This window comes from Oceanispirochaeta sp. M1, assembly GCF_003346715.1.
Taxonomy (GTDB): Bacteria; Spirochaetota; Spirochaetia; order DSM-2461; family DSM-2461; genus Oceanispirochaeta.
The window spans coordinates 1-14,592 of the sequence record NZ_QQPQ01000007.1; the positions used below are offsets into that span (position 1 = coordinate 1).

The 14,592-nt window shown below is 42.8% G+C and carries 13 protein-coding genes; 3 read left to right on the forward strand and 10 right to left on the reverse strand.

Features of this window, described 5'->3' with window-relative positions; all coding sequences use genetic code 11:
• Positions 1-363: 363 nt before the first annotated feature.
• The 3 genes from DV872_RS06020 to DV872_RS06030 form a co-directional block, all read right to left on the reverse strand.
• Positions 364-1,212, reverse strand: a complete 849-nt coding sequence (locus tag DV872_RS06020; protein WP_114628960.1) for an SDR family NAD(P)-dependent oxidoreductase — start codon at positions 1,210-1,212, stop codon at positions 364-366.
• 66 nt (positions 1,213-1,278) lie between these two features.
• Positions 1,279-2,415 carry a galactonate dehydratase gene (gene dgoD / locus DV872_RS06025; protein WP_114628961.1) on the reverse strand — a complete coding sequence of 379 codons (1,137 nt, stop codon included), beginning with the start codon at positions 2,413-2,415 and terminating at the stop codon, positions 1,279-1,281.
• A 15-nt stretch (positions 2,416-2,430) separates the two neighbouring features.
• The gene (locus tag DV872_RS06030) at positions 2,431-3,213 is read right to left on the reverse strand and encodes an SDR family NAD(P)-dependent oxidoreductase (protein WP_199563438.1); all 783 of its coding nucleotides are present in this window, start codon (positions 3,211-3,213) and stop codon (positions 2,431-2,433) included.
• Positions 3,214-3,362: 149 nt separating this feature from the next.
• Between DV872_RS06030 and DV872_RS06035 the strand changes: the two genes are divergently transcribed.
• The gene (locus DV872_RS06035; protein ID WP_114628963.1) at positions 3,363-4,223 is read left to right on the forward strand and encodes an AraC family transcriptional regulator; all 861 of its coding nucleotides are present in this window, start codon (positions 3,363-3,365) and stop codon (positions 4,221-4,223) included.
• A 32-nt stretch (positions 4,224-4,255) separates the two neighbouring features.
• Here the strand turns inward: DV872_RS06035 and DV872_RS06040 are convergent, their stop codons facing one another.
• Entirely contained in the window at positions 4,256-5,128 is an 873-nt protein-coding gene (locus DV872_RS06040; protein WP_114628964.1) for an AraC family transcriptional regulator, read from the reverse strand.
• Positions 5,129-5,239: 111 nt separating this feature from the next.
• Between DV872_RS06040 and DV872_RS06045 the strand changes: the two genes are divergently transcribed.
• Positions 5,240-6,499, forward strand: coding sequence for a hypothetical protein (locus tag DV872_RS06045; RefSeq protein WP_114628965.1), 1,260 nt, complete (start codon positions 5,240-5,242; stop codon positions 6,497-6,499).
• 76 nt (positions 6,500-6,575) lie between these two features.
• Here DV872_RS06045 and DV872_RS06050 read toward each other — a convergent pair whose 3' ends face one another.
• On the reverse strand, positions 6,576-7,262 hold the full coding sequence (locus tag DV872_RS06050; RefSeq protein WP_114628966.1) for a hypothetical protein: 687 nt from the start codon (positions 7,260-7,262) through the stop codon (positions 6,576-6,578).
• A gap of 98 nt (positions 7,263-7,360) precedes the next feature.
• Here DV872_RS06050 and DV872_RS06055 point away from each other — a divergent pair, with 98 nt between their 5' ends.
• On the forward strand, positions 7,361-8,815 hold the full coding sequence (locus tag DV872_RS06055) for a DUF2779 domain-containing protein (protein WP_199563439.1): 1,455 nt from the start codon (positions 7,361-7,363) through the stop codon (positions 8,813-8,815).
• 18 nt (positions 8,816-8,833) lie between these two features.
• On the opposite strand, the gene DV872_RS06060 is transcribed toward DV872_RS06055, so the two are convergent.
• Genes DV872_RS06060 through DV872_RS06080 form a run of 5 tightly spaced genes read right to left on the reverse strand, consistent with a single transcriptional unit; the run spans position 8,834 to position 14,592 of the window.
• Positions 8,834-10,981: a hypothetical protein gene (locus DV872_RS06060; RefSeq protein ID WP_114628968.1), complete on the reverse strand. Its 2,148-nt coding sequence runs from the start codon at positions 10,979-10,981 to the stop codon at positions 8,834-8,836.
• Positions 10,978-11,805, reverse strand: a complete 828-nt coding sequence (locus DV872_RS06065; protein ID WP_114628969.1) for a peptidyl-prolyl cis-trans isomerase — start codon at positions 11,803-11,805, stop codon at positions 10,978-10,980. The genes DV872_RS06060 and DV872_RS06065 overlap by 4 nt, the downstream gene beginning before the upstream one ends.
• Positions 11,802-12,722 carry a metal ABC transporter substrate-binding protein gene (locus DV872_RS06070; RefSeq protein ID WP_158546857.1) on the reverse strand — a complete coding sequence of 307 codons (921 nt, stop codon included), beginning with the start codon at positions 12,720-12,722 and terminating at the stop codon, positions 11,802-11,804. The genes DV872_RS06065 and DV872_RS06070 overlap by 4 nt, the downstream gene beginning before the upstream one ends.
• Before the next feature lie 11 nt (positions 12,723-12,733).
• The gene (locus DV872_RS06075) at positions 12,734-13,903 is read right to left on the reverse strand and encodes an ABC transporter permease (RefSeq protein ID WP_114628971.1); all 1,170 of its coding nucleotides are present in this window, start codon (positions 13,901-13,903) and stop codon (positions 12,734-12,736) included.
• Positions 13,900-14,592, reverse strand: coding sequence for an ABC transporter ATP-binding protein (locus DV872_RS06080; protein ID WP_114628972.1), 693 nt, complete (start codon positions 14,590-14,592; stop codon positions 13,900-13,902). The genes DV872_RS06075 and DV872_RS06080 overlap by 4 nt, the downstream gene beginning before the upstream one ends.

Consider the following 14,592-nt stretch of genomic DNA (forward strand, 5'->3'; position numbering starts at 1 on the left):
ACTCTTTATAGTCCCGGATTATGTGATCCCAATCTTCTGATGTTCTTCTTTTCATTTTCCACTCCTTTAGAATAGAAAATGCATAGAAATCTCAGTTACTGGTAGATGGGGCTTTATTAGCGGTTACGGAGGTTCGAGTCCTCTTCCAGGCACAATCAAAGCTTCAATGACCTTCAGGTCGTTGGAGCTTTTTTTTTATTTCTTTAAAGTGAGGACTCGAACCTGAGGAGCGGCCTGAATAATTGGAGGGCAAACAGACGGGGATGTCAATTTAGCTCTGCATGAGGTCTAAAAAAGAAGTTAAACATGTATCAATTATCAGAATATAGAAAATTATTGCCATTAAATTCCCATGGAATAAAACTACAGCATTGGGGAGAACCCCAGTTTTACGAATAGTTTCTCAGTTTCAGAATAGAGCAGGTCTCTATGTTTGTCATCTAAGCAGCGTTTATTATAGGGCACTATCTGGTCCTGTTTTTCAACGAAGAAACCGTTGAATCTGGAAACATCACCAGTCTCCACAAGATGAATGCTCGTTTCAGCACCCTCTTCTATGGTTTGATATTTTTTTCTGACTATAGGGGCCATCATCTTCATAAAAAAAGTGTCGCCGGTCCATATGTTTGAAGCGACTTCACCGGGGTGAACGGCAATAACATCAATACCGACGAGTGAATCGGCAAGACTCCTGGTCCATAAGACTAAAGCAAGCTTCGACGCGGAATATGCGGGAAAGCCATGAGCTGCTTTCAAACTGTAAAAATTCTTGAACCTGATCTTTCCAAAAAGAGCAGCCCTTGAAGATACATTGATAATTCTTGCGCGTCCGGATTCTTTCAATAAAGGCAGAAGCCCCTGGGTTAACAGCACCGGTGCAAAATAATTTACCCCAAGGGTCATTTCAAGACTCTGTGCAGTCTGCCGATAGGAATCACAAAACAGACCCGCATTATTAATCAGTACATCAACAGAACTGTAATATGATTTGATTTCCCGGCAAACTGACTGCACAGAATCAAGATCAGAAAAGTCCGCATTGAAATTTGTTATGCTCCCTTCTGTTTTAATATCCTTTTCAAACTTTTTCTTAACTTCCTCAGCCCTGTCAATGTTACGGTTAACTGTTATGAGTTCATGACCATTCTTAAACAGTTCTCGAAGAGTTGCATAACCAATTCCATTCGTTGTTCCGCTTATGATAATTCTCATAGTATTATTATATCATTAATCATATTCCCATATTAGTTAATAAAGAACAGGGGGGATTTATAAAATTCACCAGTCAACAATGGTGTTATCATCCTCTGTATAGAGCCGGGGAGAATCCCAGTCTCCTGAAAATGCCCTCTCCTGGAGCATCTCTTCATTCACAGTAATCCCCAGACCCGGACGATCGGTCAACTTGATATAACCGTCTTCAACCTCAAAAGGTATTTCTAAATATCCCTCACCAAGATCCCACTCTTCCTTCATCCCGAAATGCTCGGCAATCAGGAAGTTGGGAGTACAGGCTGCCAGCTGAATATTGGCAGCAAGGGAAACAGGGCCTAATGGATTGTGGGGAGCAACTTTGCAGTAATAGGTTTCAGCCATAGCGGCGATTTTTCTTACCTCGAGAATTCCTCCGGCATGGGAGAGATCAGGCTGAATAACAGAAACAGTACCGGCCTCAAAGAGTGGACGGAATGCACCGCGACCTACAAGACGCTCCCCCGTGGCAATGGAGGCTGTGACAGAGTTTGAAATTCCGGCCATGGCATCCGTATTCTCAGGAAGACAGGGTTCCTCGATAAATAGAGGATAATAGGGCTCGATTCCACGAATAACCTGTACAGCCATATCGGGAGTCAGGCGGCCATGAAAATCAATGGCAATATCCATATCATCCCCGACAGCTTCCCTGATTTCTTTAAAGCGTTGGATCTGAGATTCTATATATCTTTTTGTCCCCCTGTTTGCGGTGAAGGGTTCAACAAGAACTTTAATGGCTGTAAATCCATTTGTTTTTCTTTCAAGGCCTCGGGTGATTATCTTCTCTGTAGTTGCACCCCAGCAATGACCATAGATTCTGATTCGATCCCGGTACATTCCTCCAAGCATCTCATAGACGGGCATATTATAGAACTTACCTTTAATATCCCAGAGAGCCTGTTCAATACCACTTATGGCACTCATAAGAATGACCCCTCCCCGATAGAAGGTATTCCGATACATAGACTGCCAGAGATACTCAATCCTTAATGGATCCTTTCCTATCAGGAACTCAGCCTGCTCCATCACTGCAGCCTCAACTGTCCGGGCTCTACCCTCAAGAATGGGTTCACCCCAGCCGATGATTCCCTCATCAGTAGAGATCTTTAAAAAACTCCACCTGGGTTTAACATGAAATATTTCCAATTTTGTTATTATCATTTCAAGACTCTCTTTTTACTGAATTTTTGTGGAGGACCAATCTGTATCCAGATCATTTTCTGTATAAATGGGAAGAAGGGCCCCCCCGTCTATATCGAGACAGGAACCTGTCATATAGGCGAAATCATCTGAGATAAGATGACCGACAACCCGGGCGATCTCTTCCGGGGTCGCAAATCTCTTTAATGGAATTTTATCTGTGGCCTCATGAACAGGGTCTTCCGCAGGCCAACCGACATCAGTATATCCAGGGGCTATGGCAATGGACCGGATCTTATAGGGAGCCAATTCCATGGCGATATGCTTTGTAAATTTTGCAATAGCAGCTTTAGTGGGACCATAGACACTTGCCGTCGGCCAGCACCCGTCTTTCTGATTTGAAGACATATTAAGGATGACTCCACCCGATTTACTTTCAATCATATTCCTGGCAGCTCTCTGGGCAGAGAAAAAAGTTCCTTTCCAGTCAATATTTGTGATCGAATCCCATATTTCTTCTGTCACACCAACAAAGGGTTTGAATGTACTTATTCCGGCATTATTTACAAGGAGATCAATTTGCCCGAAACGTTCAAGAAATTGATCAAACAGAATATCTATATCAGCCTTTCTCCCTATATCAGCCCTGAAGAGTTCAACATCAACACCGGATTTTTCAGCAAGCTCCTTTGTATCAAGAGCCCCTATATCACTGCTGTGATAATTTATACCGATATCCCATCCTCTGCGGGCAAGCTCCAGGACGATTTCCCGGCCGATCCCCCGCCCTCCTCCGGTAACAAGTGCTTTCTTTCTCATAATTTCCCCTTACAGACATTCACTCAATTATCTTTTACAGAAAATTTCCTCCATAAAACAAATAAACATCAATTCCATATTAAGAGGGCAATAATGTAAATGAAATAGATATATTTGCACAAATAACTAGATTATATTAATATGGATCAATGAAAAGAAGAGACGGTTTTTCAAACCAGATCATGATTGTTGTGCCTCCTGAGAACTTTCAGAAGTCCGATGAAATAATAAAACAGCTTTATGTTAGTGATATTGGTCACTTTCCCAGGGCCGAAGAGAACCTTGTCTCCCGAAAAGAGGGATGTGATTCCGAGGTCATGATAATATGTACAGGAGGAAACGGCTGGTTTGAGTTCAATAACCAGCACTTCGATATGAAAAAAGATGAAGCAATCATCATGCCCGCAGGAATCCCTCATATATATGGAACAAGCGAGGGTGGATGGTGGCAGATCTTCTGGATTCATTTTGGAGGATTACAATCGAAGGAAATAAGAAGCAGTTTAAGAGGAATACATTCTGATGCTCCCTTCCCCCTACCCTTCGGTCAGGAGAGCCGAAATATTTTTTCACTCATATGCAGCTCCCTCCAGGACGGAATCAGCCCTATAAAATATGATCTGGCCTGCAGCAGGCTATGGCATTTGATGGGAGCTCTACGTAGTGATAGAAAGATGGGTTCTGCGCTTTCCCAGGGTGCAATCATTGAGTGCCTATCCATAATGGAAAGCAGGATCAACAGCTGTCTCACTCTTGAAGAATTAAGCAATAAGGTATCTATGACCCCTCAATACTTATGCAGACTTTTCAAGCAGAAAACTGGACACAGCCCTATTGAACACTTCAATCGGATGAAAATCCAGAGAGCCTGTAATTTGCTGGATATGACTTCAGAGAAAATTGGCGAGGTCAGCACACAGATAGGAATTAGTGACCCTTATTACTTTACCCGGATCTTTAAAAGAATTATGGGTGTTCCTCCCCGGGAATACAGAAATCGTCAGAAATAAGTAGTCCAGAATATCACTTACCGGAAGGAACTCTATTTCCCCCTGTAAATCTTCCTGTAGTTTCCAGGAGTAATGCCACTGTCTTTTTTGAACATATTTGTAAATTGAACTGGAGAAGTAAAACCCAGTTCATGAGATATGGACTTTGCAGGGATGGATGTATTTCTCAGTTTCATTTTTGCCATTTCAATCTTGCTTGAGATTATGTAGCGGTAGGGGCTTATGCCCAATTGCCTTTTAAATACCCGACTCAAGTGCTCTCTTGATATGGAAAGTTTGTCCGCAAGTTCTCCGGCATTGTACAAGCGGTTTGAATTGGTATTGATAATCTGCAATGCCTTTTCTATTAGAACAGTTTCAATGTTTCCTGTATTTTCTTTTTCTTTACTCCAGATCAGTTCATATAATAGTTCGCTAGCCAATTTTGCATTTTCAGAGGCAAGCATTGTCGAGTAGGATTCCTGCAAGCTTTTTAAATCGAGAAGCTTTTTAATAATGCCGGTCGTTTCGGGTAAATGAAAAATATATCCAAAACGGGAGTTTATCTCCTCAACCATTTTCATAGAATATGATGACTGGAAATTGCACCAGAGAACAACCTGCCGTTCAGTTAAACTTTCGGGATAATAGTATCTGTAATGTTTATCCATCGTATTAGTAAGGAATGCTGTACCTGAAGGCAGCCTGTGGACATTGTCACCATCATCAAAAGCTCCGCATCCTGATAGGGTAAACTGAAAAATAGAAGTCTCCTCACTTTTATATTGGCCATGTTCCTCGGAACTCCATTGATAGCGGGAATCATTTATTGTGCTTTCGTGAATATTGAGAATTCGGGGAAGATTCTCCATTGGGCTGATAATATTGAAATCAACACCCCAGTTATGAGTAACGATATCACACATAGATAATAATTATCATAAATTGTATGGTAGATTCAAGAGTCTTCCAATGAGATAATTATCTAATTGAATATAATATATGCATTTGGTAACAATAGTGGGAGATAGTAAATTATGGTTTTAGAAATCACAAATAATGAAAAATCATATTTGAGAGAACTGGCAAAGAAGTATAATGAGTATTCAAAACTGGATGTCATGGAAGAGAGGACAACTCTCTGGAATGCTCATAATCAGCTGAGTAGTGATAAGCCGGTAGTCGTTATGGAGAATATTACCTTCAATAGTGATTTTCTGCCTGAATTGAAGTGTTCCACAGTGCCTGGACAATACCTTGAAAATATCCTTTTGGAACAGATCCTGAATTATGAATTGATAAACGATGACAAGGTCATTCCTCCCTATATCCCCATGGAACTGAAAATTGACTTCAAAGCCTTTGCAAGCGGATATAAACACAAATATTCGAAAGACAGTGAGGGACGGGAAATAGGGTATGAAAGCAGTCATCTTATCAGTAATTTGAAGGACGATCTGCCCAAGCTGCAGCATTCAGAATATTCAGTCGACTGGATCCAGACAAATGAAACTAAGAATTTTATTGAAGGAGTCGTCGGAGACATTCTTCCCGTAGTGATAAAAAATACATCACTCAACTGGCACATTATGCCTACCGCCCAGATTATTGAACTTATGGGAATGGAGGCAATGATGTTTGCCATGTTTGATGATCCTGATGAGATGCATCAGCTTTTCTCCTTTATCAAGGAAGATATAATCAGATATATCAGATGGCAGGAAAAAGAGGGACTCCTTACTCTGAATAACGGCAATGATTATGCCGGTTCGGGAAGTTATGGATTTACATCGGAAATTCCCCGTAGGACTGTTGATGGAAATGATATTATATCAAAAGATTTATGGGGAAACATGAATTCTCAGGAGTCTGTAGGGATCTCACCGGATATGTTCGGCGAATATATCTATCCCTCTTATGGTGAACTGGCAGAAGAATTCGGACTCCTGTATTACGGCTGCTGCGAGCCTGTCCATGATGTCTGGGAAGATTACATAAGCAAGCTGCCCAATCTGCGGAAAGTATCCATTTCTCCCTGGTGTGATGAAAAGAAAATGGGAGAATACCTGAAAGGGCAGAATGTCATTTATTCAAGAAAACCCAGTCCCAATTACATCGGAGTTGGGAAGGAACTGGACGAAGAGAATTTTAAAAAGCATATAGATGAAACACTGGATGCGGCAAAAGGAAATACTCTGGAAATCATCTTCAGAGATATCTACAACCTGGAAGGCAATAAAGGAAAACCGGGAAGAGCTGTGGAGATCGTCAGGGAATTGATTGACTCAAAATGGTAATATATTTGTGTCGTTAATTTAGTCATTCTTTTTAACCCTTGATATCTTTATCATTTAACGGCAGGAAGATTCTTGTTTATTTCATCCTGATTTCAACGATTAAATCTTCTGAGATAGCTTCTGCCAGAGATTTGGTAATACCGGAACCACCATATTGAATCATCAAGAGTTCTCCCTTCGCCATTGAAAGGCTTTTATTGAACTTTAATTTAATAACGAATCCCTCAAGTTCGAGACTGGTTTCATTAAAAGCCTTACAAGCTTTCATCGCTCCCAGACCCTTAATTTTTTCACAATCAGCCGGCTTGGACTGGGCTATGGAAGAGGCTCTACCATCATTCCTTTGTACAGGTAAAAACTCATAAAAAAGAGTGTTTGTGGAGGTATCCCATTCTGCGGTCCCCGAAAGATGGTGTGTAAAATTATAATAGCTTTGTCTTGTGACTCCACCTAGGGGTCCTGCATCTGTTATTGAAAAATAATTTCCGAAATTAAGATCTCCAATAAACTGAACGATCCCGGGCGAATCACTGTCCCAGGTAAAGATCCAATCTCCCTTATATGGAAATGGTACTGCCGGAGAATCCTCTGTCCAATCTGCATTCTCCTCATAAAAAGTCACTTCTGTCTTTACAATTGCATCTACAGCCATTGGCATTTCGAGTGAACCGGAAATCCGTGCATGACCAACTCTGATCTCGCCATGAATTGACGTAATAAATATTAGAAAAAAGAGCCCGGTGAGTAGTTTCTTGACTTTCATTAAACCCTCCAGATTAACTATAAGATGAATCAAGCTCCCTATCATTAATTTTTAATATCTATGTAGTTCCGGCTGAAAACATAATCTATAATAAAATCATGCTTTCAAAATCTCAATACACATGTTATCTCCAATGCCCTAAATTCTTCTGGCTCTCCAGAAAGAAGCGTGAAGTTCTGACTCCTCCCTCTACACATCAGCAGCAGATATTTGATACTGGACATTATGTTGGAGAAACGGCCTGTAGATTATTTCCCGGTGGAGAGGAAATACCTTTTGACAGAACCGACCTGCCGGGGATGGCCGCCCGTACAAAACAGCTTATCCATGAAGGTGTAACCACAATATACGAGGCATCATTTATCTTTGATGAAATATTTGTTGCCGTAGACATTCTCCATTATGAAAATGGTCTATGGAATATATACGAGGTAAAAAGCTCCACGGGAGTGAAAGATATATATATTCATGATGCGGCGGTTCAGAGCTATGTGCTGGAAAACTGCGGAATAAAACTGAAATCTGAAAATATCGTTCATATTAATAACCGATATGTCAGAGGAGCTGAACTCGATCTGAAAGAACTATTTACTATTGCAGATATCAGCCTCAATATCCTTGCTCATAAAAGACTTATCCCCGAGAGAATTAAAGAGATGAAATCTCTTCTGGAAGAGAGTGAACCTGAACAGGAAATCGGACATCGATGCCTTTCCCCCTACGAGTGCTTTGCAAGGGACTACTGCTGGCAGACACTTGCCGGTATACCTGAAGACTCAGTATTCACACTGACAACCTCAAGAATGGATGACAAATTCAAATATTTCACAGAGGGAATTATCAGACTGAGCGATCTGAATCCGGCTGAAATGGGTAAGGCGCAACAGCTGCATATAGAGGGAAATCTTCATATTGAATCAGATCCCATCAGAGAGTTTCTCAGCTTACTGGAGTATCCTATCTCTCATCTGGACTTTGAAAGTTTCCAGCAGGCAGTTCCCGAATATGAGGGAGTAAAACCCTATCAACAGATACCCTTCCAGTATTCATTGCATATTGAGGATGGAAATGAGTTAATCCATAAGGAATTTCTCGGCCCCTGGGATTCAGATCCCCGTAGGGAACTGGCTGAAAATCTTATTAAAGATATTCCCGAAGAGGGAAGCATCCTTGCCTATAACAAATCTTTTGAAAAAGGTGTTATCAACAAACTTGCCGCCCTTTTTACCGATATTGAGAAAGAGCTGACTTCAATCAGTGAACGGATTTCAGACCTGATGCTTCCTTTCCAGAAACGCTGGTATTACCATCCTGAGATGAAAGGGAGTTATTCCATCAAGAAAGTCCTTCCTGCCCTGGTTCCTGAAATGGAAAAGGCCTATGCCGATCTTCCCGGGGTAAAAAACGGAGGAGAAGCATCGACGATATGGCTTTATCTATCGTCTTCGACTGATCCCCGGGACCAGGAAAAGATAAGGCAGGGACTTCTGGAATACTGCAGACTGGATACTCTTGCCATGGTGAAGATTCTTGAGATATTGAGAACCGTATAATTCAGATATCGGAAATATCTAGAATTCCCGCTCTTCCCTCAGCATCTTCAGATTTGTAATCTTCCAGCTCTTCTCTTCAACCGTAAGCAGAATATCGGCCAGATAGCGGTTTTTCCTGTAATGAGTATGGCCGAAATGTGAGACAGAGCCGCTGACGGTCCATTCAGCATCAGCCCTGAATCCATCTTTTTCCTTGCGTAGATTATCCATGGAAAGAAGCTCCAGATGATCCATCCTGGCCCTGGCACCACCTTTATTTTCAAGAACCATAGCCTTTCTGTTCTGCAGGAAAACATCCTGTAGAAGCTCCCCCGAAACCGATAGTGCCAGACGATCATAGACTTCTCTGTCTTCCTGAACATCAAATGAGCGGTAGAGATTTGTCAGCAGAGCTTCCGTTACAGCGGCAATCTGTTCTTCAGTTCTGGGAGACCATCCTCCGGGAATTGGAATTCTGGCAAAGGGATAAGTCAGGATGGAAGTAAGAAGCAGCAGGGATAGAGCAAGCCTCTGAGAAAATGCCTTTCTGATGACAACAACTGCAGCTCCAATTAGAAAAAGAATTGAAAGAAACGGTATCCCCGCAGACTTCACTGAGATCTCCTGGATTTCAGGAAAAAGAGAGCGCTTCACAGGATTGGCCCATGCCCATATATTATCTTCCCTGCTGATCATTACAGCCTCTGTTCCCCAGATCTGTGAAGTCCTGCCGGGTAGAGAATCAATTCCTGAAGGGAAAAAATTCCACTCCACCTGAACCTCTCTGAGAAGTTCTGCAGTTCCATATATAAGGGAAAGACCCACAAGCCCCTCATTGCGTTTTTCAATCACGGCAGTGGACCGCAGACTGACTCCACCGCTGCCTAAAGTCACAAAATCGGCCCTTTTGTCTATGGGGTGTAATGACACATCGTCAGCGCTGACTCTGATAGATGAAACAAACTCATCTATCAGAGTTATCAGAAAGTCCTTCTGATCCTCTAAAGCAAGGGAATTATCGTCCATATGCAGAGTGCTCATAAGTTCATCAAGACGGAGCAGAACTTCTATACGCAGTTCAAAGGGATCTATCGCCATATAGGCCTGTGCCGGAACAGTCATACTCAGCATGGATTTTGTATTCTGGTTATTCTGAAGAACCTGAGGATCAGGCAGGTCATAGCGGCTCTGGTTAGTACCGGCCGAAAGATTCAGAACATCCCGTTCTCCCGTCACGACTCTCTCCTGAAATAGGAGGAGGAAAAAAAATAAAGCAAAAACTCCACAGAGATATTTCAAGACTGAGGAGAGAAGGCCCTTCTCTATCAGAATTGATGATGCCAGAATCAGAAACATAGTAAACAAAGTAAAAAGCAGGTTCCAATAGACTGTACTGAGGAGGTGAAGGATAAGAAGAATATCCGGACTATAAGGAAGAAATGATATCTCATTGAATAAGCCGGCTCCAAAAAGATATCCGACAACTCCAGCCGGAGCAAACAAAACTCTCAGGTCTGGAATATCTCTGAAGGAAGCTATAAAAAGAGCTAAGGCGAGAACTAAAAGCTGAGCATATAGAAGATCGGGGCCCGGAAGGCCCAGTTCTCCTGTTACCATGGCCAATGACTGCCCGGCAAAAAAAATGAGACAGAAATTTAATGCACTTCTTAAAGATTCAAATGAAGCCAGTATCAGTGCCAGCAGGATAAAAGGGATCAGCAGTTCCGCCCTGGATAAAAGCTGCCGTATCCAGGCTGTAACAATCTCACCCTTAGTTCTTACCTTATGAAAATAACTGCCAAGAGGAATTTTAATCCCTTCAAGAGTCCTTAAATACAGGCGCTGTTTCAGATCGCCGTCCTGTCTGAATACGGTGAGGGATGTGCCGTTGATGATCCAGGGCAGTATAAGAAGATCCTTTTCATTAAGAGCATCTGTCAGGGAGTTATAGCGATAGTGAAGAGTGACCATCCCCTGGAACTCACTCCTCCCTTTTTCACTCAGAATAAAACGATCGGGAAAAACAGGGTCACCGATTGCAGATTCCTGAAGGATCGGAACCTCAACCTCCAGTAGATAATCTCCCTCAGCCAGCTCAATCAACCGGGACTTGAGAATTCCCGTATTGTCGGCATAAAGAGAATTCAGACTGCCCAGAAGAGCAATCAGAAGCAGAGCCTTTTTCATGGAATATCAGCTTCTTCTATGACAATCCTGTAAGACTCTCTCATCTGTAGAATCTTTTTCTCCTGAACTTCTTTATTTTTTGTATAAACATAGCTTTCACCAAGATAGATCTTAATGTCTTCATATTCAGGAACCTGACTTGGAATAACATCTTCCATCAGTACATAGTGAATACCCTCACCCGTGGCAATAGGTCCAGCCCAGCTTGAATCGGGAATATCAAACAGCATGGCCGCAAATTCTCTGCCGAAAAAAATACTGCACTGTTCAAAAGAGAGATGCCTGAACTCAAAACCATTAAGAAAAAGATCCCCTGCCCTATTAAAATCTGAATCTATTTCTTCAAAGTAACTCAGAAAACTCTGCAGATCGGCGGGTGTGTCACTGCTTTCATTGGAGAAGAAGACATGCTTAAAATTTCGCAGTGCCGGAATTCTGAAATCATCACGGTTATCCAGATAGAACTGTTTCAATACTTCCTCAGAAGGCTGCTTAATATTATCATTCAGTCCGCTGCGCATCAAATCGAGGAGCTGTTTCCGGACCCTGTAATTACTTCTGTCCAGGCCTTGTCTGTAGGCTTCTCTTATCAAAACCTCTTCATCAATATAGTCCTGTACCAGGTCTATTATTTCATCATTACTCAGAGGATTTTCACGGACCTCCTGCTCAGATCTGACAAGGCTGTTCATGGTCTGCCGGGTGATTATGATCTCTTCTTTTTCAGGAGGGAGGAGATATTCATATAGGATAAAAAGAGCCAGTGCAATCACAGCAAAATGGAAAATCGGAGCTTTCAGTATTTGATATAAGGCCTGCTTCATTTATTGAGATCCCTCAGACTCTCAAGTTCTTCAAGGTTTTTCTTAAGGATATCAAGATAGTCTCCCTCAAGAGGCTTATTGAATCCTGGTGATATAACAACCCAGATAATATCCATCTCTTTAAGTTTTTTCTGAGTTTCCAGAACTGGTTTCCCCTCCCAGATCATCAATGAAGAATTATTTTCTTTTTTAAGATCCGCCAGAAGATCCCAGTCTTCTTCGGAAGGAAAGATATCAGGCTCCAGAAGTAGAGATTTAACCTCTCCCGTATAGGCTCTGGAAAAATACTGATAGATGGGATGACTGGCCAGAAGGACCTCTGATTTGAATATTGCCCCGGCTGTGTGAAATGACTGATCCAGTTTGTCCAGCTCCTGAAGCAACTCTCCATGCCGCTGTTCAAGGATCTCTTTCTCTGCAGGAAGCAGTGTCAGGAGGGCTTTATGTACAGCTTCAGCCTGACGAGCATACAATTCCAGGTCCAGCCAGAGTGAAAATGCCGTAGCTCCATGATCATGCAGAGCACCGGCACCATGGCTGTGGCTTGTTCCCCCTGTTGTCACAATATAATCTTCTTTAAAACGGGAAGAGCTGTCCACTGCCAGGTTGGGATCAATAAAGCTGTACTCCAGCCATTTTTCATATTCGGCACCGTTCAGAATCAGAAGATCCGCTGTTTGCAGCTCTCTGATTTGAACATCCAAGGGCTCCCAGAACGCCGGATCTTCATCATCAGCGAAGGGCCAAATCAATTCGATGAAATCTCCGGAATATCGCTGACAGATATAATATAGTGGATAATTGGCGGCAAAAACGATGGGCCTGCCCAGTTCTTCTGGTTTTGTCTCATTCGATCCCGATGCATGAAGACTGGCGGCACAGATAAAAACAGTAAGTACCAGAAAAACCCTTTTCACAGTATTATCTCCTATTGAATCAATAGCTCAAGAATCCGCAGTCTGAACATCCAGGTCACAGCCAGAAGTAGAAAAGATATCAGTAGGGAGAGAAAGCTTAATATCACAGTTTCCACGGCGGTTAACTTTAGAATAAGGATACCGCTCCCCCCCATCCTGTAGAGAGTTAGACTCTCCTTCTTTCTGAGTCTAACCGTCAAAGCAAGTATAAAAAAAATGGCGGCAATGGTAACAACCAGAGTAACAGCTAATACCCAGTTCAGAATCTCCCGTATTCTGAAAAGTGTATGGAGCAGTTTGAGAATGACCTTGTCCGATTCAACTGCCTGCAGTAAATCATCATCTGAAAGTGTAGAGAGAATCAGGGCTTCCGATCTGGGATTGTCCGGGAAAAATAAAATACCGCTCAATGGAAACTCATCTACAGAACCGTGAAAGTGAAAGTTATTCCGCATATCAGGATCGATGGAGTTATACATTTTCACCGATGCATTCCCCACAACATTGCCATCTTCCTCTTTTAGAATACTGAAAGGATTGGCAGCCAGATTATCATGCCCATGCCCCAGTCCTCTGGCTATCCAGGCAGTTTTAATATCTGTGAATACGGCCTTGTCATCCCAGGATGAGGAGCTGGCCAGAATGCCAGTCACCCTGAGTTCCAACGGATAACTTCCGGCCAGATGATAGGGATTTTCCGGATCGGTAATAAGAGTATCTCCGGGTTTCAACCCCAGAGCATCGGCTGTAATTCTGCCCAAAATACAATCCCCCAGTCCGGTGATCATTGCACCCTCCTCAAGCCGAAGGTTCCTATGTGAAAAATAGGCAGGCGTAGTTCCGACTACGGCAATGCCGCGGGCCGTATCACCCAGATAATAGGGAACCGGAACACCCAGTTTCATGTCATTAAGGACTGTTAAGATTTTATAGGGAATCTCCCTCTGAGCCGAAGGCTGAAAATAGAGTGCATTCATTACAAGATCCAGATCACTTCCTCTTGATCCAATGACTACAGGACTGTCTTCAGCCCGGGAGCTCAGACTCTTCTCCGAAAGATCCGTTATCAGAGAAAGAGCCAGGGGGAGATAAAAAAGACTGACCAATGTTAGAACCAGAATCAGGGTTCTGATCCGGTGGTATTTTAAATAGCAGAGGGCAAGATAAAGGAGCTTCCTCATGGCAGCTCCTCAAGAAGAACTGTTTGAGCAATAGACGGCAGATCCAGAACCCGGTCAAAACGATCCATCCCGCTGCGGTCATGGGTAGCCTCCAGAAGAGTGGCCCCTTCCTTTCGGCAGAACCCAACAAGCAGCTCCCGGATCACATCCCGGTTAGCAGGATCGAGACTCCCTGTAGCCTCATCCGCAAGGATCAGTGAGGGTCGATTAAAAAGACCACGACAGAGTGCAACTCTCTGCTGCTCTCCCCTGGAAAGCCGGGATGGATAGCGGTGCAGATGTTTCTCGATTCCTGTCTCAGAGGCTAGAAATCTCACACGTTCTGCATACTCATCTTTCGTATGTTTTCCCCGAGTGGATGATTTTCCCAGGAATCTACTTACTGCAATATTGTCAAAAACATTGAGATAATCCAGAAGTTCAAAGTCCTGAAAGATAAAACCGATATTTTCAAGACGAAAACACCTCCGCTCCTTTTCAGGTAGCATAGGCAGATTCTTGCCGGAGATTATTATACGACCGCTTTGAGGAAGAAGTATTCCAGCTATCAGAGAGAGGAGTGTAGTTTTACCGAATCCGCTTGGACCTGTAATTCCACAGATCTCACCACTTTCGACAATCAGTTCCGGCAGTTCAAAACGGAACAGTCCTTCGGGGTAGGAGAAACGGAGATCCTGAATCTGAATCAT

What these genes read in the sequence shown, in the direction of transcription:
- DV872_RS06040 (WP_114628964.1), bottom strand. Translation starts at nt 5,128, where the DNA reads ATGTGTGATATCGTTACTCATAACTGGGGTGTTGATTTCAATATTATC.
- DV872_RS06030 (WP_199563438.1), bottom strand. Translation starts at nt 3,213, where the DNA reads ATGAGAAAGAAAGCACTTGTTACCGGAGGAGGGCGGGGGATCGGCCGG.
- DV872_RS06060 (WP_114628968.1), bottom strand. Translation starts at nt 10,981, where the DNA reads ATGAAAAAGGCTCTGCTTCTGATTGCTCTTCTGGGCAGTCTGAATTCT.
- DV872_RS06065 (WP_114628969.1), bottom strand. Translation starts at nt 11,805, where the DNA reads ATGAAGCAGGCCTTATATCAAATACTGAAAGCTCCGATTTTCCATTTT.
- DV872_RS06075 (WP_114628971.1), bottom strand. Translation starts at nt 13,903, where the DNA reads ATGAGGAAGCTCCTTTATCTTGCCCTCTGCTATTTAAAATACCACCGG.
- DV872_RS06055 (WP_199563439.1), top strand. Translation starts at nt 7,361, where the DNA reads ATGCTTTCAAAATCTCAATACACATGTTATCTCCAATGCCCTAAATTC.
- DV872_RS06020 (WP_114628960.1), bottom strand. Translation starts at nt 1,212, where the DNA reads ATGAGAATTATCATAAGCGGAACAACGAATGGAATTGGTTATGCAACT.
- DV872_RS06080 (WP_114628972.1), bottom strand. Translation starts at nt 14,592, where the DNA reads ATGATTCAGATTCAGGATCTCCGTTTCTCCTACCCCGAAGGACTGTTC.
- dgoD (WP_114628961.1), bottom strand. Translation starts at nt 2,415, where the DNA reads ATGATAATAACAAAATTGGAAATATTTCATGTTAAACCCAGGTGGAGT.
- DV872_RS06035 (WP_114628963.1), top strand. Translation starts at nt 3,363, where the DNA reads ATGAAAAGAAGAGACGGTTTTTCAAACCAGATCATGATTGTTGTGCCT.
- DV872_RS06045 (WP_114628965.1), top strand. Translation starts at nt 5,240, where the DNA reads ATGGTTTTAGAAATCACAAATAATGAAAAATCATATTTGAGAGAACTG.
- DV872_RS06050 (WP_114628966.1), bottom strand. Translation starts at nt 7,262, where the DNA reads ATGAAAGTCAAGAAACTACTCACCGGGCTCTTTTTTCTAATATTTATT.